The sequence below is a fragment of the Brucella sp. genome (assembly GCF_032066345.1).
GTDB classification, from domain to species: domain Bacteria; phylum Pseudomonadota; class Alphaproteobacteria; order Rhizobiales; family Rhizobiaceae; genus Brucella; species Brucella pseudogrignonensis.
Genome location: NZ_DAMBKZ010000008.1, coordinates 59,357 through 77,441, shown reverse-complemented (window position 1 = coordinate 77,441; position 18,085 = coordinate 59,357). Strand labels below are relative to the sequence as shown.

The window sequence follows — 18,085 nt, the reverse complement described above, 5'->3', positions numbered from 1 at the left end:
GAAATATCCGCTTTAAAAGTTGGGTATGTCCGAAGTGATCACGATTACCTTTCCGCAAGGTTTTCTCTTAGAACAACTTTATTCCATGCGTTCTGAAAAACAAAAGTGCCGAAAGACCAAATTGTCTTATATGCCACCAGCCTTTTTTGGCTGCATCGCCGCCACTGTGGATGATCTGGACGTCAGGCACATAGGCTATGTCTGCCGTTCGGCGGGTGCGTATTGAAATGTCAAAATCCTCGAAGTAAAGCAAGTAACGTTCATCAAATCCTTTTAATGCACTAAAGACGCTGCCGCGGAATACCATAAAGCATCCGCTAACTATTGGAGGATTCCAATAAACAGCGTTGCCAGTTTCTTCTCGCATCTCATAAACATCCAGCCGTTTCTGAAACAATCTTGATACGAATTGAGGTGCAAATCCTCTCAGCAATAAATTAAAAATACTTGGATATTGTTTGCATAAATATTGCTTCCTTCCACTGGGATAAATTGCGGCAGGGGAAATTAAACCGCATTTCGGGTTTTCAAGCATAAAGTGCAGGGCATTTTTTAGTGCAAAAGGGTTCATTTCAACATCTGGATTAAGAACCAAGTGGAAACTACCAACACCATCATCAAAAATGAAATTATTCGCTCTTGCAAAGCCGACGTTACCGTGACCCTGGACCAATTTTGTGGGTAGAGTGAGAAACAAGGGATGAAATCCGCTATCGATAGATGCGTCAGGGGAATTATCGATAATCAGAATTCGCTTTTCGATGGCGTTCTCGATATTTTCCAGCGCGTTCTGTAGCGATGACAAGGTATTATATAGTTCGGTCAAATTTGGATTAAATATAACGATACAGACTGTGAGAATGTCCATGTTTCTTACCACTATAAGGAGCTATTACGAGTTTTGGTCTAATCGTCCCATGCGATTCAGTATCCCGTGATAGATTCCAAGCGACATCATGCTCAGGTGCTTTAGTCGCGGCTTGGTTATCAAACTGTAGAAGACAAATTTTCGGCCGAGACGGTAAGCATCTACGACTTTCCATTCGCTTCGCAGCCAGTCCTGCTTATACAGCCAAACCGCATTCCTGAAATGATAGTAATGTCGCAATGGATTATGCACAGGGACATGACGGCCAAAGAACAAGAGTGGTTCTTCGCCCAATTGGTGCTTCATTAACGCTGAGCAAACCCCAAAAGACTGAAATCCATTTTTCTGCGCTCGCAATCCCCATTCAATATCTACATAATCAATAAATAGGTCCTCATTCATGCCGCCGATCTGGTTAATCGTGTCGATGGGTATTAGACTTCCAGAAGCAATGAGGTAATCGACGTTTACGACGTCGTTTTCGACGGAGCAGCTTTGTCGTTGGACGCGATAGCCCGCAATTCGAATAAAGGGTATTGCATTATGCTGACGTGGGTCGTCATAACGCGGTCCTAAACATGCAACCGCTATACCATTCATTTGCTTTTCAATAGCTGCAGCTTTCAACGTTTCGACCATTCCAGCACCAGGGATGCTGTCTTGATCTAGGAGTAGCACATACTCCGAGCCGTATTTCTTGGCTCGACTGATCCCTACATTCTGAGCTTTAGCGATGCCAAAATTATCGCCCAGAGATATGTATTCAATGCTTTCGCTCTGCATTGAAAGCCACTTTTGTATATTTTCCTCGTTGCCGTTATTGACCACGATTAACCGGTCCACTTGGGGTAAAACGGCGGCGATGACTTTTTCAAGAGTTTCCAGATCGGGCCGATATGTTACGATTATCCCGCTAATCTGTCGTTGGCGAGGGGCGGAGGCTCTTTGATTGGCAATTGATGACATGGTAGCGGTCCACTTGCGGCAATTGAAGCCGTTTTAGTAATAATGTTCCATGGCCTAGTTGAAAACAATCACTGTCGCAAGTTTTCTCACAAGGGCGGTCGCCAAATGCTGGCCATAATGTTAAAGCAAACCAACACCCGAATGGCTTATTTTAAGGAAGTTGCGATGAAGGGAATAATTCTTGCTGGCGGTAGCGGCACACGTCTCTATCCTCTGACGATTGCTGTATCAAAACAAATACTGCCAATCTATGATAAGCCCATGATCTATTATCCGCTTAGCGTGTTAATGTTGGCAGGTATTCAGGATATACTGATAATCTCCACGCCACACGACTTGCCACTTTTCCAGAAGCTACTTAGTGACGGCAGTGAATATGGGCTAAATCTTTCTTACGCAGAGCAGCCTCACCCGAACGGCCTGGCCGAGGCATTCATTATTGGTCGTGAATTCATTGGGAATGACAGTGTCGCAATGATTCTGGGTGACAACATCTATTTTGGGGACGGCTTGTCGCGCCTTTGCCAGATTTCATCCGAAGTTCAGAAGGGTGGTACTGTCTTTGCTTACCACGTGGAGGATCCGGAACGATACGGGGTGGTCGAGTTCGACAAAAAAACGGGTTTGGCGATTTCGATCGAAGAAAAACCTAAAGTAGCTAAATCGAATTGGGCAGTAACAGGCCTTTATTTTTACGACAATGACGTGGTTAATATTGCTTCATCTATAAAGCCATCTGAACGTGGCGAGTTGGAAATCACAACGGTTAATAATATTTACTTACAACGTGGCGAGTTGAGTGTCCGCCAACTCGGACGAGGGTATGCTTGGTTGGATACCGGAACCCATGACAGTCTTCACGAGGCTTCGTCGTTCGTCCGTACTATAGAAAAGCGACAAGGGATCAAGATTGCTTGTCCGGAAGAAATCGGATTAGAAAAGGGTTGGATAACTCAAGACGCTGTTCTTGAAAGAGCGGCCAAGCTAGGTAAAACCGAATATGCTGCCTATCTACGTCGGCGAGTTGCGGAAATAGGGAGTAGTAAGTAATGGAAATACGTCCGTTAGGTCTGGATGGAGTGTTTGAAATCATCCCTCGCAAGTTTGGCGATGATCGAGGCTTTTTTTCCGAGACATACAATGCCAATTCTCTGAAAGAAGCTGGAATTGAGCTGGATTTCATTCAGGATAACCAATCATATTCTGCAGCAAAGGGTGTATTGCGCGGACTGCATTACCAAACAGCTCCTAAAGCGCAGGATAAGCTTGTACGTGTGATCTCTGGGGCAATTCTAGATGTAGTTGTCGATATACGAAAAAGCTCACCCACATTTGGAAAATGGGTGTCGCTGAAGGTTTCGGCGGAAAAATGGAATCAGATACTCGTTCCTAAAGGCTTTGCACACGGTTTTTTGACGCTTACTCAAGATACTGAGGTTATCTACAAAGTAACGGACTACTATTCGCCAGCGCATGACAGGTCAATTAGATTTGACGATCCGATAATTGGTATTGAATGGCCAGCACTAGGTACTGAATTTCAGTTATCTGAAAAAGACCGTAATGCATCGCTTTTGTCCGATGCTGATGTTTTTGGCTGAGAAGGGCAAGCTAATGAATATTTTGGTTACAGGCGGAGCGGGTTTTATAGGTTCCGCAGTTTGCAGATATCTCGCAACTGATCCAAATATTAATGTGATTAATTTCGACAAGCTAACTTATGCAGGTAATTTAGCGTCGTTACGCCAGATTGAGAATCGGCCAAATTATAGTTTTTTGCAGGCTGACGTATGCGATGATAATAGCGTATTAGAAGCTTTGCGCGAGAACGAAATCGACATTGTGATGCATTTGGCGGCAGAAAGTCATGTTGACCGTTCTATTGATGGTCCAGGCGCTTTCATTGAAACTAATATTGTTGGTACGTTCCGTCTTCTCAACGCTGCTCTTGCTTATTGGCGCGAATTGCCTGAATCGCGCAAGTCAGGGTTTCGCTTTCATCACATTTCGACTGACGAAGTTTTTGGTGATCTTCCGTTCGATAGCGGAATTTTTACAGAAGAAACGCCATATAAGCCTTCGTCACCATATTCCGCTTCAAAGGCGGCGTCAGATCACCTGGTGCGTGCTTGGCACGAGACGTACGGTTTGCCTGTAGTTCTTTCGAACTGCTCCAATAATTACGGACCGTTCCATTTTCCTGAAAAACTGATTCCGCTTGTTATTCTCAATGCGTTGGATGAAAGGCCGCTTCCTGTTTATGGCGCAGGTGCGAATGTTCGCGACTGGCTTTTTGTAGAAGACCATGCCCGTGCTCTGGCATTGGTTGCCACCAAGGGCAAGCTGGGCGAAAGCTACAATATTGGTGGGCGTGAAGAACGTACGAATCTCAATGTGGTGGAAACGATCTGCGGCATTCTTGATAAAAAGCGACCGCGTGCTAACGGCAAAAGCTACGCGGAGTTGATCACCTTCGTAACCGATCGTCCTGGCCATGATCGTCGCTATGCGATCGACGCCTCAAAAATTGAACGTGAATTGGGGTGGCAACCGCAAGAGACCTTCGAGACGGGCCTAGATAAGACAATCCAATGGTATCTAGATAATGATTGGTGGTGGGAACCGATTCGTGAGGGCCACTATGCCGGTCAACGTTTGGGGGGCAGTGCTATCCCTACGAATAAGGGCAATGCATGAAGGTTTTAGTTACAGGGCGTGACGGTCAAATTGTGCGCAGCCTTATGCAAAAGGCTGCGGTACGAACCGACATTGAACTTATTGCGGTAGGCAGACCTGAACTGGATTTAGAGCAGCCGGATACGGTTCGGCGAGCTATTGCTTCTATTAATCCTGATTTAGTTATTTCCGCCGCGGCGTACACCGCTGTCGATAAGGCTGAGTCCGAGAGTGAAATTGCATACAAAATAAATACCATCGGGGCTGGAGCTGTCGCGGAGGCAGCTGCAGCCTTTGGGGCACCTATTATACATTGGTCGACAGATTATGTTTTTGCGGGCGACACTATGAGGCCCTACTCGGAAGCCGATACGCCCAGTCCTTGTAATGTTTATGGACAAAGCAAGCTTGATGGGGAAAGAATGGTTGCCGGTGCTCATGCACAGCACATCATCCTAAGGACCTCCTCCGTTTACAGCCCATACGGTTCAAATTTTGTAAAGACAATGTTGAGGTTAGCAGAAACTCGTGATCAGATATCAGTTGTTTCAGACCAGTGGGTAAACCCCAGTAGTGCAACGGATCTTGCTGAAGCCACTTTTAAGATAATTGATGTGTTTCTCAGCAATAATTATTTTTCAAATTATGGTCTCTATCATTTAGTAGGTTCGGATAAAACTAATTGGAGTGGCTTTGCTCGAAAAATTTTCTCGGAAAGTGCAAAATTCGGCGGTCCGTCGCCGGAGGTGGTTGACATAGTAACGAGCGAATATCTCACAGCCGCAAGGAGACCTTATAATTCAACTTTAAACTCAGAGAAATTTGTTAGTGTTTTTGGTTGGAGGATGCCTGCGTGGGAATTATCACTGCGTTCTGTTATTAGTGATTTGCTAAAGCGTTAGTTTTATCGACTAAGTTCATTTGGCTAGACCGGCGATTTTCTGTATTCCATGACTTTAGGTCAACTCAAAATTGAATATTCAACACCTATCAATCGATTTGATTTTTTTGGGTTAACTGAAGGGGTTTGATGAAGAAAAGTAATAATCACCCTAGCCTGCCCCATGGGTGAGGTCCTTGGTTTTGGTGGTCCGGGCAGGCTGTTAAAATCCAGCAGCAATTTTGGTCTGCCCATTCTGGCACAGGGCTGATATTTCGGCAAATTCTGTCGGTGTTTTTCCATTGTAAGCCATGTGGGGCCGACGATCATTATCGTCGCGCTTCCAGGCCTCAGTGAGCTGCCGGGCCTCCATGACAGAATTGATCCAGTTCACATTCAAAAACTCATCACGCAATCTTCCATTGAAGGATTCAATATGAGCATTGTCGGTTGGTGCTCCAGGCTGCGAGAAGTCCAGTCTGACCTAGTGCGTGTAAGCCCATTGATTAACGATCTACAGGTAAATTCGGCGCCATTGTCACAAAATGCTGCCTTTGGCACACCACGCAAATTGATAAGACCGTTCAGCACAGCTGCCACATGTTCACCTCGAAGTCTGGGCCCGACTTCGATCGCTAGTGCTTCTCTGGCGAATACATCGATCACCGTGAGGAGACGCAGTTTCGAACCACTTGCCAACCGGTCATGGACAAAATCCATACTCCAAGCTTCGTTGGGCCGGGTTGATGATAGCGTGCCTGCCGGCGCATCGCCATTTTGCCGCGACGCGGGGTCTTTTGCTTCGTAAACACAGGCCTTCTTCGAGATGCAGCCGATAAATGACATTCTTGCCAGCCTTCGCGTTTTAGCAGGATATGGACACGCCGATAACCAAATCGAAGACGTGTCAGGACAATCTCATGCATGCGCTGACGCAGTGCCGCGCGTGGATCCAGTCTGAGAACCTTGCGTTGTGTGGAACGATGCTGCTGCGTCAACGACAGGCCCGGCGCTGGCTGTAACCGTGGACGCTGATCACATAGTCTACAACCTATTTCATGAGCGCCGGTCGGGAAATATTTTTGAAGAACATCCTGTAAAACAGCCTTATAGAGGCTGAGTTCAGCCACCAGTTTCTTCAACCAAGCGTTATCCTCCACGACCTGCCTCAACTGCCGAACCTGATCAGACTCAGGGCCAGCATATTGCTTTTTCCCATCGATGATAAGTCATCTCGGATATGCCGAGCTGACGGATCAGATCTACTACAGGCGATCCCTGCTCTACCTACTTCAACGCTGCGACGATCTGCTCCGTCGAGTACCGTCTCTTCTTCATGGCAAATTCTCCTTCTTAAATCGGGAAAATCCGCCGGAAAAATAACATTAAATCCAGACCATTTTAACTGGGGCACGTCACTTCTGAGGCTCATCAGCGTTACTGCATAACGAATGATTTTTCAGGGGCAGTCCAGTCACTGACTGTGGATCACGCTCGCTATAGTCTAGCCTGTTTGCTCACATATCGCGCGCAGTCATTATAAGCATGTCGTTGATCTCGCCATAGATGGACGCATTGCTCCATTGTGGGGAACCGTGGAAAGTCCCGGAGCCGGAACGGCGCCACTGACAATCCGTTGACCCGCTATACAAAAGGGCATATCATATCTAGAAGGTCAGCTTTGTGTAGGCGACTAGCTGTTTTGATGACGGCAGGAGTGCCGAAATCAAAGATCACTCTTCATCCGTAACATCGCATACATAAAGTAGGTTGTGTCGCCCATAACGACACCGAGTGATCTCCATCGAACCTAAGCAATCCGATTAAATCATAACTAACTGAAATAACTTAACTCATTTTGGTAAGGACACTAAGCAATCAAAAATGAGTCTAAAATAGTTGCAACTCATTTATAAGTTTTCCCTTGATTGTACATGTGGGGAAAGATATGCCCTTTCGAGTTGAAGCAATTGCGAGGCTTCATTTTCATCATTTTGGTGAAGCGTGGGCGTACATCTCTCTAGATAAAAATTAGATGTAAACAAAACTCTGAAATATGCGTATGTGACTCATGTTTCTAGAAAGAGCAGCTATGAGAAGCTCATTTTTTTGAAAAATTAGCAGTACGATTAGGGCTCAAAAAATCAAATGTATCTCCTAAATGGTAAACATTGAGGGGGCATTATTGCTATAAGGTTGGGTACGTGAAAAGGCTGGGGATTGCATTCTTTTTCGACAAAGATGGCATAGTCGACGATTATTTCCTTACATTTTTGGAAAGTATGGCGGCATTTTCAGAGCGGAATATACTTGTCTGTAATGGGCCGCTATCAAAAGATAGTGAGATTAAAATAAAACAACTAGTCGATGACTTAATCGTACGTGATAACGTTGGTTTTGACGTGTGGGCCTATAAATCAGCAATTGAATTTATAGGCTATGACCAATTGTCATTGTACGACGAGGTTTTATTCTACAATCATACAAATTATGGCCCGATCTTTCCGTTCTCGGAAATGTTCGATCATATGGCGGGAGCCGAATGTGATTTTTGGGGAATAACCGACCATGACGAGATGTCTCCCAATCCTTTTACCAATACAGGTATCTTGCCTTACCACTTGAACAGTCATTTCATTGCTGTACGGCGGTCGATGTTAAGTTCTGAATCATTCAGACATTATTGGGCAACTATGCCTAACATTGATAGTTACACAGATTCAATTATTTCTCATGAAAGTCGTTTTACAAGCCACTTTAATAATCTTGGATATAAGTCAGCCGTTTATCGCTCGTGTAAGGATCTAAATTCGATCTATCCGCTGATGCTCAAGCCGGATGAAATGTTGCTGCAGCGGTGCCCTATTGTAAAGCGCCGAATGTTCTTTGGTGACACCGATTACCTTGAGGTTAATGCTTCTGACACGACTAGAGCAATCGACATTATAAGAGCTGAATCTAGCTATGATGAGACGCTAATCTGGAAAAATGCTCTACGTACCAGCAAACTCCGCACCCTCAATGTCAATTCGACATTGATGTCAATTTACCCTGATAAGCCAATCAAGAAGCAATTGCCTTACGGCAATATCGCATTATGTTGTCATGTTTATTATACTGAAATGCTTTCGGAAATAGATAGTTATGCCAAAAATATACCTGTAGAATTTGATTTTATAGCAACTACAGATAGCGAAAAAAAGAAAGCGGAGATAGAAAAATTTCTTATTAATAAAAAGTACATATCCAATGTTATCGTGAGGATTGTTGAGCACAACCGCGGGAGAGATATGTCTTCTCTCTTTATCACTTGTAGAGATCTCTTTTTGGGAAACAATTATGATTTTGTTTGCCGTATTCATACAAAAAAGACGCCACAGGTTGATAGTGGGCGCGGGGACTTTTTCAAGCGGCATATGATGCGGAATCTTCTCGATAGCAAAGGATATGTTATCAACTTGCTAAATGAAATGGTCGAGAAGCCATGGATCGGTATTTCGTTGCCCCCGATCATTCACTATTCATTTTGGACGATTGGCCATTCTTGGTATAACAATCGACCAGGTGTCGAAAACGTTTTGAAACTGCTGGATATAAATGTAAGTATAGATGACGATACGCCTGTTGCGCCGTACGGCACTATGTTCTGGTTCCGTCCTAAGGCACTCGAGAAGCTGTTTTTGTATGAGTGGAAATGGGATCAGTTTGATCCCGAGCCAAACCATAGAGATGGAAGTTTAGCTCACTCCCTCGAGCGCGCGATTTGCTATGTTTCGCAGGACGCTGGATACGCCGTCAAACATGTATCGACTACCAGATTGGCGGCTCAAGGCTACACGCATCTCGAGCATAAGCTGGCGTCGCTTTCGTCATCACTTCCCTTAATGTCGACACTGGGACAACGCCATTATGTTCTTCACCTGCAGAATGAAAATAGCAGAATGACGCAGCAATTAGCCAATCAAAATTCGAATATTGATATATTCGTTCCTTCGACTATTAAAGTTTCTTTCAAAGGCTTTTTGGGTGCGATCAAACGATCATTTCAATTTCGGTTTCTTGGCAAGAGAACCTGGTAAATATTACAAGAACCTGTACAATTAAGGTGGCTCGAGAAAATTCTACAGTTAAGATCAGTGGAGTTTCTACCTGATTTCTGTTTAGGCGCAGAGAGCAGAAGGTGTCGTGACGAGAAGACAGCACCGGAACCGATGAATTGAGCCCCTGAACTTCCTCGATATTCAGGTGGAATTCTCCAACTACTATAAAGTGCTCGCCAATTTTAATACTGAGATCTAGAATTTTCCAGATTTAGGGCTCCGATCTTGTTCCAAAAAGGGTTGAGCGGTTTCAGCAGGTTATGATTCAATCGGATTTCTGACATACGATGGAGATCACGATGGCCTGGACTGAAACCGCTCGCCGACAGTATGAACGCCGGAATTCATGTTACGCAAGTGATTTAACAGATGCTGAATGGTCCATCATCGAACCATAGATGCCAGCCCCCAGACGGCTTGGATGTCCTCGAAAGACAGACCTGCGTGAGGTAGTTAACGCACTTCTTTATATTGCTCCTTCGGGTGGTGCGTGGCGGCTTTTGCCGACGGACTTTCCACCGTTTTCCACGGTGCAGAAATACTTCTATCGGTGGAGGGATGAAGGCACGTTGCGCGCCCTCAACAACACGCTTGTTATGGCTGCGCGCGAGCTGGCCGGAAAGCAGTCCAGCCCGACCGCTGGCGTGATCGATAGCCAGTCGGTGAAAACCACCGAAAGTGGCGGAATACGAGGCTTTGATGCGGGGAAGAAGATCAACGGTCGCAAGCGCCACATCGTTGTTGACACACTCGATTTGATGGTTGGCCTGGTGATCCATTCCGCGGGTATTCAGGACAGAGACGGTGCGCTGGGTATCTTGAAAACCATTCTCAAACGTTGGCCGTGGTTGCGACATATCTTTGCTGAAGGTGGCTACGCAGGACCAAAGCTCAAAGGCAGGCTGGAAAAGGTTGGTAAGTTTACACTGGAAATCGTCAAGCGGTCCGATCACGCTGAAGGTTTCGAATTACTCCCACGCCGATGGGGTGTCGAGCGCACATTTGCATGGCTGGGACGGTGTCGCAGACTGGCCAAAGACTTCGAGAAAACCATCTCTTCCTCCGAAGCGTGGATCTACATCGCAAGTATCCGATTCCTCACGAGAAGGATCGCAAGAGCCTGATATCGTTACGTTCATTATGATTCAGGCTCTAAGAAATCCGTTTAAAGTTTGAAGGTAATTTTCTTGAGAAAGAAACGATCCGGCAAATTTAAACTAACCAGCCGAGCGCTGCGTTCTGCGACTTAACAAGTTTATCCCCTTGATACTTGCGAGGCAGAGAAGTATAAATTATGCTGAAATTTAAGTTTCTGTGCGGTTATGATACTGCAGACGTCCATTTGAGTTGTTCGTTGTTATAGATCGGGAATCGTCGTTTAGTGAATTTTTGAGCTTCTTCTATAATTTCAATGAAGTGCTGGTAGAGCCAATCGTGTCGTACAGTTCGGTTATAGCGTTCGACATATGCATTTCTAGTGCGGCTTTCATGTTTTCATTACCTATCCTTATGGAATACGGTTTGCTGCGCCATTCAACGATCTGGTTCAGACAACGAATGGCGCACTCTGTCGGTAGTGAAAAATCTATTTCGATGGCGAGACCCTCTCGATCGAAGTCATCCAAAACATTCTGCAGCTGGAATTGCCTGCCATCATCAAAACGATCTGCAACAAACCCATCGACCAGACCATATTGGAATGGCCAGGTATTGACGGTGCATTAGGCATGTTCTGCTCTTCAAAAGCTCTGTCTGCATCCTCATCTTCCAAAGCCTTCATCTGGCGGAGCATGGGGGCATCCCTGACGCTACATTTGCGCACCACTTGTTAAACGAAGGATTGCTCATTCCTATTCGCCACATAATTCCGGTACTGGAACACCACCTTCTGACTGACGCAGGATCGCAAGAATTTGAGGTTTACCAGATTGTTTGACTTCATCGAAATTTCTTCGATCATACTGCCGAGAATATTCAATTATTGAAGCCGATAGTTGCAGACGGGATTACCCTGTGACGGTGGTCGATTGGTGTCAGTTGGAACGTGACGGTTAATAAGCTTATTTGGCTGCGGATCTAGTCGCCCCAGCCATTTCTCCAGAATCTTTTGCCAGCATTACATATTATCGTTGCCTGTTTTAGGTGTTGCAAAATTGCTTCTGCTACACCTTCAAAATTTCAACTCCTGTTAGCAACGCCCCGAAATCGTTGAAACAATTTGTAAATAATATATTGAGCGATTCACTCAACTTTTAGCCAGCAAGTCCCAATAGGCAAGCCAGCGAACATGCAACGCCTATTTCGGGGATACTATGCTGGGGACTCTATCTTTCCAAAACATGATCAACCATCGTTGGTTGAAAGCTCTTGCCGCCTCTGTTGCGCTGTTGGCTGTGATGCCGGCTCACGCACAGACTTCGCCTGAAAAGAATGCCGTAAAGCAGAGCCAGAACACCGAGGGCGAAAGCGCTGAAGTGATACGGCTGCAGACAATCACACTTTCAGCGGAACGCGCGGCCAAAAACCTGCTTGATGTTCCAATGTCCATCAGCGTGATTGATCGTGACACGCTCGACCGCCATCAGGTGCGTGATATTCAGGATATGGTGCGCTATGAGCCGGGCGTAAGTGTTGATCGTCAGACATCGCTCACTAATCCTTTTGGACAGCTCAACAGTTTCAATATTCGCGGTGTCGGCGGCAATCGTGTGCAAATTCTGGTCGATGGTGCGCGTGTTCAGGAGCGTACCACCGATGGTAGCCGTGATTTTGTCGATCCGTTTAATATGAAATCGGTTGAGATCACGCGCGGACCGAACTCGGTTCTATGGGGTGCAGATGCGTTGGGCGGCGTCGTGTTTTTCAGGACGCTTGATGCCGACGATCTTCTGGATGGTACCAAGCCATGGGCTGTCGAAACCAAGTTCAGCTATGACAGCTTCGACAAATCGTTCCGCAAACAGATCACCGGTGCGGCCGAAGCCGGAGACTTTAAGGTTCTCGGCAGTTTCGGACATATGAGCTCGTCCGAGCCCGATATGCGTAAGGCACGGGCCGATGGCGGGAGCTGGGGTTGTCCGCGTGAGTCTATCTGGCCTTGCAACAAAGCATTTCCGATGGATACCGACGCTTATAACGGCTTGATGAAACTGCAGTGGAATCCGTCTGCCGATCATGAATTCAAGCTGACGGGCGAGTGGTTTGAGCGGAATACCGATGTCGATCAGAAGTATGATTCCGGTGCTGCCAATCCGCTTTATGCAAGCATGCCCGCTTATTACAGTTTCTATTATCAAAACGAGAGCTGGGATCGTTCGCTGAAAATGCAGCGCGCTCGCTTTGCTTTGGATCATCGCTGGACCGTCGGCGCGTCCTGGCTGGATGAGGTGAAGTGGAACATTTCCTATTCACCGCAGAAGCGCGATACGACCAGCACTCAGATCCGCAATTACTCGCTTCTGGCAACGCCGCGACGTGAAAAGCGCATTCAGATCCGCAATTATAGCGAGGATTTTCTACAGGCTGACGTTCAGCTGACATCGTCATTTGATCTTGGTCAGACCAGCCATAAAGTCATCTATGGTTTTGCGGGCGACATCACCAAAAGCAATTATGATGGTGATAATATCACCACCAATCTCAACACGGGTGTAACGACGGTTACGCCGCGGCAGGGTTTCAATTTCCCCAAAGTCGATACAATTCGTGCGGACTTTTATGTTCAGGACGAAATCAAGCTGCTGGATGAACGTTTGACGCTGACACCTGGCTTGCGTCTAGCGACCTATTCCCTCGATCCGACCAAGGATGATGGCTATGTTTCGCTTGATGGGTTTGAGCCGGAAAAGATGGATGAAACCCGTCTGATCAAGCGTCTCGGTGCGATTTATAAGCTCGACGATACCTATTCGGTATTCGCCTCCTATGGCGAGGGCTTCAAAATGCCAACGGCTCAGCAGCTCTTTGTTTCGTCCACCTCTATCGGTGCAACGAGCATGGTTGAGGTCATTCCAAACCCGAACCTGAAGCCGGAATTTGTGCGTAGCTATGAAGCTGGTCTGCGTGGCGAATTTAATCGAGGCTATTTCAGCGCGTCCACATTCTATTCGGACTACAAGGACTTTATCCGTGGCTTGCAGCGCGTTCCGGGGGAAGCAGATAAATACACCTCCGACAACGTGGAAAGCGTGAAGGTCTGGGGTATCGAGTTCGGGGGCGAATACGAGGTTTACAACAACGTTTTCGCCAATGCGGCGCTTTCTTATATGCGTGGCGATCAGCGCGTGGACGCCGGATCTGAGAAGACGCCGTTTGATGGTGCGTCGCCACTCACAACCGTTCTAGGCCTGCGTTACATCATTCCAGACTGGAACCTTGAAACCGAGTTTGTTGGAACTTTTGCATCTGGTGTGAAGCGCCGTGCCGACGAAGATGCCTTCAAACCGTCGAGCTACACGGTGTTTGATGCCTATGCGAAATGGTCGCCAACCAAACATATTGATGTGAATTTCGGTGTCGAGAACATCTTCGACAAGCGCTATTTCCCAAATACGCTGACAGGTTATGCCAATTCGCCAGAGACGTCCTCGGTTGCCAATGTCAATCCGCTTGAGATGCAGGTTGCGCCAGGCCGCACCTTCAAGGTTGGCGCCACGATGCGTTTCTGATCGCCATTGATGATCAACATGCCGGGGCAGGTTTAAAGCTGCTCCGGCTTTCTCATGTCATTATCGGTTGATTATGTTCACTGTGCTTAAACAATTTTGGCAGCTGCTCAAATATTGCAATTCCGGCGAGGGGAAAGTCCTCGGCTGGCTGCTTCTGGCTTTGATATTCGCACTGGAGCTGGTTGGTATCTATACAGGTCTGTGGCTCATCAAATGGACTGCAGATTTTTATAACGCTCTTGAGCAACGCAATGTTTCGGATGCCGTCAATCAAATCGGGGTTTTCTGGCTCATCGTCCTGACTAATACGTGTCTCGGCCTTAGTGGCGAATATCTTCAGGGCACATTGAAAATCCGCTGGCGTGAGAAGCTTACGGAGACAGTTATTTCTGCTTGGATGGTGAATAAAGCTTATTGGCATCTGGCGATCCGCAAAGATGGACAGAAGCCTGATAATCCGGATCAGCGTATTGCCGAGGATTGCGAGCTGTTTGTTAAGCACATATTGACGGAAGGTATGGGGCTTATCACCACAATAATAGCCCTGTTTTCTTATGTTGCCGTGCTGTGGGGACTCTCAACTTATGTGCTGAGCTTTAGTCTCTTCGGCATTGATATAGCCATTCCACGTTACATGCTCTGGGCAGCCTTTCTCTATGTTTTCATTTCATCATTTGTGACTCACTTCTGTGGGCGTCGTCTGAAAGCAACCTTCGTTCAGCAACAGAAGAAAGAAGCAGACTTTCGCTTTGCTATGGCGCATGTGCGGCAACATGCTGGTGACATCGCTATCATGAATGGCGAAGGCCGTGAGAAGCAGATCCTGGCAGATAAATTTTCTGCTGTCCGTGAGAACTGGTACCGATTGGTCTTCCGTCAGGTGCAGCTTGGCGTGTTCACATTCCCCTATCGCCACAGCATTTTCCGAATTCCAACCTTCCTTGGTTTACCGGCATATTTTGCGGGCACAGTAACATTTGGCGGACTGATGCAGCTCGGGCAAGCCTTCTCGCATGTTTCTACCAACCTGTCGTGGTTCATATTCAAGTATAAAACATTGGCTGAACTCGTATCGGCAGTCTCCCGCCTGTCTGGATTCTTAAATGCGATTCAAACTGTTGGTAGTGAAGGACAATTATCGGTTGCAAGGTCTTCACATTCATCGCTCCAGTTGCGTGATGTCGCGCTGAAGACACCAGAGGGGCAGGATCTGTTGAAAATTTCGGATCTCGATATCGAACCGGGTAAAACTGTCTGGTTGCGAGGTCGTTCGGGGTTGGGAAAAACGACATTGCTTCGGCTTATTGCCGGCGCGTGGAATTTTGCGAGCGGCACGCTCCACCGCCCTGACGCGACAATGCTGGTGCTTTCACAAAAGCCCTATATGCCGAATGCACCTCTCCACGATGCGGTAGCCTATCCGCTTTTTGCGGAAAAGTTTGATCAGGCCGAAATTGCGACGGCCCTGGAAAAGGTCGGCTTGCCGAAACTGTCTCTTCCCGCAGCATCGACGCAGCAAATTGCGCCGGGAACGCTATCTGGCGGCGAGATGCAAAGGCTTGCCCTTGCTCGCGCCTTGTTAATGAAGCCAGACTGGCTCTTTCTCGATGAGGCGACGAGTGCGCTGGATAAGCCTTCTGAAACCGAGTTGCTCGATCTCCTGCGACGTGAGCTTCCCAATTCGACCATTGTTATTCTGGCTCACCGGGAGCCGGGCAATCTTTCAATCGACAGCGTGATCGATCTTGAAGCGTTTGGCGCGGCCCAAACGCGCAAGCAAGCACCTGTCCCACAAACTGCATGAGGAAATTATGAGCGAACAACCGATCCGCGTGAAACTTTTGGCCGATGCGGCTGATATTCTGAAGACGCTGCCCTCAATGGGCAAGCTTATGATCAACTCCAAAAGTGGCGGCGCGACACATGAGCGTATCGGTGTCGTGGAGCAGGTTGAGGTTCGTGACGGCTGGATTTATTTCTCAGGTAGCGAGCATCATTCGCGCATCGATCTTTCGGCAATTGCCTCGCTGATTGCAGATCGTAGCAGTGTAATGCAGGAGAAGGTCTATCCCCGTATCGATCTTCTTGCTGAAGATGAGAGTGTGGTCGGCAGCGTGATCGGCTTTGATGGTGCGGAACCGTTCGATCAGGCTCTGAACGGCGTTGCGTTCTCGGCTCTTCCACCCAAAGACAAAGATCGCGGTACCGGCGAAGCGCTGGAAGTCGGTGATGATGAACCCGGTTTGAAGCCTTTTGCGGCAGCTCAGCGCAATAAGGCGGAGGTGCGCATTGCGCTCGACTTGCCAGCCTTCAAGCAGGAATGGTCGGGCGAAATGCCGGACGTGCGTCCGTCCCGCGGCTTTATCAATGTGATGAAACCGGACTTTTATCTGCATCTCAAAGCGGGCCACGTTGCTTCGTGGCATGAGGTAGAAGAAGGGGATGAGTATCGCTTCTACGCTCTCAATGAGGCGGGTCAGCAAACGGGTCTCGTCGTGTCGGGGAAAAAGGATGCGTTTCGATGAGCTTAGAGCCTTTATCGGTACAAGCTGGGCAATGGATTGATTCAAAATCGCCAGAAGTTCGCACGCATCGGTCAGTCATGCATGAAATGGCCAAGAAGCGCGTTGTGCTTCTCGGCGAACAGCATGATCGGCACGATATTCATCGCTGGCAGGTGAATGTTTCTGCGTCTCTTCTTGCCCTTCGCGATGAGCTTGCCGTCGGCTTTGAGATGTTTCCGAGAAGAATTCAGCCAGTGCTTGATGAATGGGTGGCAGGCAAGCTCGAGGCCGAGCAGTTTCTGGAGAAAGCCGAATGGAGCAAGGTCTGGGGCTTTGATGCAGATCTTTATTGGCCGCTTTTCCACTTCTGCCGTGAGTTTAACGTCAAGATGCTGGCGCTTAATTGTCGCCGCGATCTCGTGACCCGTGTAGGCAAAGAAGGCTGGGAAGCGATTGCGGAAGAAGATCGTGATGGCCTGACCCCGGCACGTCCGGCGAGCCTTGCGCATCGCAAACATCTTTTGCGTCTGACCAATGGCGGGCCGCCAATCATGCAGGGAAAACCTGCCGACGCACCTGAGTTTGACCGCTTTGTTCGTGCACAGCAAACCTGGGATCGGGCCTTTGCCTGCAACATCGCGACATATCTCGAAGAAAAGCCCGAAGCGCTTGTCGTCGGCATCATTGGGCGTGGGCATATGGAATATGGCTTCGGCACACCAGATCAGCTTGATGATCTGGGTATCGGAGAAGTTGGCGTTCTCTTGACCGAATATGTTGGTGAGACGTTTGAAAAGGTAAGCCAATCCGATATTGCTGACGCGGTTTTCGGATTGCAGGGATAGTTATAACGTCTTTCCCGGTCACGCGGCTGATAAGAATGATCGGTGCTTTCAAGGGTAAAAGATCTAACATTGAGGATCATGAAAATGAAAAATCAAACGAGTTTGCGGCTGTTCATGATGCTTGGTTCTTTGCTGACCGCGACGTCCTACAGTTTGCCATCCGTTGCACAGACAGGGCCTCGTGTTACGGCACCAGCCGCACCATCTGAGGCGGAAGCGCCTCAGATTACCAATCAGGCTGAATGGCAAAGCGCTGTCGTCCGCATCCTCCGACGTTATGGGGTTCTTCTGTCGCGCGAACTGCGCCCTCTTGAGCTGGATGGTGTTTTCAAACCGAAGATCAGCTTTTATCTGGCGCCGGATGGAACCGTCTCTGATGTCGAGCTCGTGGAAAGTTCAGGCGACGATCTCGTCGATGCTGCAGCATTGAAAGTTCCGACCGCTGGTGCAGCTTTTCCACCTTTCACGCCAGATATGCCAAGCGACAAGCCCAAGAAGCTCATTGCTCCATTTGAAGTGCATCTGAGCAAGCCGGAACCCGAAGAGCCTAAAACCAGTGATCCGGCCAAGCCGCAATAA

12 protein-coding genes and 3 pseudogenes are annotated in these 18,085 nt (G+C 47.7%); 11 read left to right on the top strand and 4 right to left on the bottom strand.

All coding sequences use genetic code 11. From position 1 onward, the window contains the following. Window positions 1–67: 67 nt before the first annotated feature. Window positions 68–868 carry a glycosyltransferase family 2 protein gene (locus RT142_RS12065; protein WP_313028777.1) on the bottom strand — a complete coding sequence of 267 codons (801 nt, stop codon included), beginning with the start codon at window positions 866–868 and terminating at the stop codon, window positions 68–70. A gap of 24 nt (window positions 869–892) precedes the next feature. Beyond that, window positions 893–1,834, bottom strand: a complete 942-nt coding sequence (locus tag RT142_RS12060; RefSeq protein WP_153223263.1) for a glycosyltransferase family 2 protein — start codon at window positions 1,832–1,834, stop codon at window positions 893–895. A 165-nt stretch (window positions 1,835–1,999) separates the two neighbouring features. On the opposite strand from RT142_RS12060, the gene rfbA reads away from it, so the two are divergent. The 4 genes from rfbA to rfbD are packed head-to-tail and all read left to right on the top strand — an operon-like array spanning window position 2,000 to window position 5,412. Beyond that, the gene (gene rfbA / locus RT142_RS12055; RefSeq protein ID WP_105520093.1) at window positions 2,000–2,884 is read left to right on the top strand and encodes a glucose-1-phosphate thymidylyltransferase RfbA; all 885 of its coding nucleotides are present in this window, start codon (window positions 2,000–2,002) and stop codon (window positions 2,882–2,884) included. Further along, window positions 2,884–3,435 carry a dTDP-4-dehydrorhamnose 3,5-epimerase gene (gene rfbC, locus RT142_RS12050; protein ID WP_313028775.1) on the top strand — a complete coding sequence of 184 codons (552 nt, stop codon included), beginning with the start codon at window positions 2,884–2,886 and terminating at the stop codon, window positions 3,433–3,435. The genes rfbA and rfbC overlap by 1 nt, the downstream gene beginning before the upstream one ends. Before the next feature lie 13 nt (window positions 3,436–3,448). After that, complete coding sequence (rfbB, locus tag RT142_RS12045) at window positions 3,449–4,531, top strand: dTDP-glucose 4,6-dehydratase (protein ID WP_105520094.1); 1,083 nt, start codon at window positions 3,449–3,451, stop codon at window positions 4,529–4,531. Next, window positions 4,528–5,412 (top strand): dTDP-4-dehydrorhamnose reductase, encoded by an 885-nt coding sequence (gene rfbD, locus RT142_RS12040; RefSeq protein ID WP_105519245.1) that lies wholly within the window; start codon window positions 4,528–4,530, stop codon window positions 5,410–5,412. Before rfbB ends, rfbD begins: the two co-directional genes overlap by 4 nt. Window positions 5,413–5,613: 201 nt before the next feature. Here the strand turns inward: rfbD and RT142_RS12035 are convergent. Then, a pseudogene (locus RT142_RS12035) lies at window positions 5,614–6,728 on the bottom strand (IS3 family transposase). An 866-nt stretch (window positions 6,729–7,594) separates the two neighbouring features. On the opposite strand from RT142_RS12035, the gene RT142_RS12030 reads away from it, so the two are divergent. Beyond that, window positions 7,595–9,469, top strand: coding sequence for a rhamnan synthesis F family protein (locus RT142_RS12030; RefSeq protein WP_162733841.1), 1,875 nt, complete (start codon window positions 7,595–7,597; stop codon window positions 9,467–9,469). Window positions 9,470–9,789: 320 nt separating this feature from the next. After that, window positions 9,790–10,614 (top strand): annotated as a pseudogene (locus RT142_RS12025) (IS5 family transposase). Between the two features lie 131 nt (window positions 10,615–10,745). Here the strand turns inward: RT142_RS12025 and RT142_RS24395 are convergent. Next, window positions 10,746–11,469, bottom strand: a pseudogene (locus tag RT142_RS24395) (integrase core domain-containing protein). Between the two features lie 333 nt (window positions 11,470–11,802). Between RT142_RS24395 and RT142_RS12015 the strand changes: the two are divergent. The 5 genes from RT142_RS12015 to RT142_RS11995 all read left to right on the top strand — a co-directional run bounded on the left by RT142_RS12015 (window position 11,803) and on the right by RT142_RS11995 (window position 18,085). Further along, entirely contained in the window at window positions 11,803–14,157 is a 2,355-nt protein-coding gene (locus RT142_RS12015; protein WP_313028772.1) for a TonB-dependent hemoglobin/transferrin/lactoferrin family receptor, read from the top strand. A gap of 82 nt (window positions 14,158–14,239) precedes the next feature. Further along, entirely contained in the window at window positions 14,240–15,961 is a 1,722-nt protein-coding gene (locus RT142_RS12010) for an ABC transporter ATP-binding protein/permease (RefSeq protein ID WP_313028771.1), read from the top strand. A 7-nt stretch (window positions 15,962–15,968) separates the two neighbouring features. Continuing rightward, window positions 15,969–16,682, top strand: coding sequence for a hypothetical protein (locus RT142_RS12005; RefSeq protein WP_313028769.1), 714 nt, complete (start codon window positions 15,969–15,971; stop codon window positions 16,680–16,682). After that, entirely contained in the window at window positions 16,679–17,506 is an 828-nt protein-coding gene (locus RT142_RS12000) for a ChaN family lipoprotein (RefSeq protein WP_313028767.1), read from the top strand. The genes RT142_RS12005 and RT142_RS12000 overlap by 4 nt, the downstream gene beginning before the upstream one ends. Window positions 17,507–17,590: 84 nt before the next feature. After that, window positions 17,591–18,085, top strand: a complete 495-nt coding sequence (locus RT142_RS11995) for an energy transducer TonB (RefSeq protein ID WP_161492467.1) — start codon at window positions 17,591–17,593, stop codon at window positions 18,083–18,085.

What these genes read in the sequence shown, in the direction of transcription:
- RT142_RS12065 (WP_313028777.1), bottom strand. Translation starts at nt 868, where the DNA reads ATGGACATTCTCACAGTCTGTATCGTTATATTTAATCCAAATTTGACC.
- RT142_RS12060 (WP_153223263.1), bottom strand. Translation starts at nt 1,834, where the DNA reads ATGTCATCAATTGCCAATCAAAGAGCCTCCGCCCCTCGCCAACGACAG.
- rfbA (WP_105520093.1), top strand. Translation starts at nt 2,000, where the DNA reads ATGAAGGGAATAATTCTTGCTGGCGGTAGCGGCACACGTCTCTATCCT.
- rfbC (WP_313028775.1), top strand. Translation starts at nt 2,884, where the DNA reads ATGGAAATACGTCCGTTAGGTCTGGATGGAGTGTTTGAAATCATCCCT.
- rfbB (WP_105520094.1), top strand. Translation starts at nt 3,449, where the DNA reads ATGAATATTTTGGTTACAGGCGGAGCGGGTTTTATAGGTTCCGCAGTT.
- rfbD (WP_105519245.1), top strand. Translation starts at nt 4,528, where the DNA reads ATGAAGGTTTTAGTTACAGGGCGTGACGGTCAAATTGTGCGCAGCCTT.
- RT142_RS12015 (WP_313028772.1), top strand. Translation starts at nt 11,803, where the DNA reads ATGCTGGGGACTCTATCTTTCCAAAACATGATCAACCATCGTTGGTTG.
- RT142_RS12005 (WP_313028769.1), top strand. Translation starts at nt 15,969, where the DNA reads ATGAGCGAACAACCGATCCGCGTGAAACTTTTGGCCGATGCGGCTGAT.
- RT142_RS12000 (WP_313028767.1), top strand. Translation starts at nt 16,679, where the DNA reads ATGAGCTTAGAGCCTTTATCGGTACAAGCTGGGCAATGGATTGATTCA.
- RT142_RS11995 (WP_161492467.1), top strand. Translation starts at nt 17,591, where the DNA reads ATGAAAAATCAAACGAGTTTGCGGCTGTTCATGATGCTTGGTTCTTTG.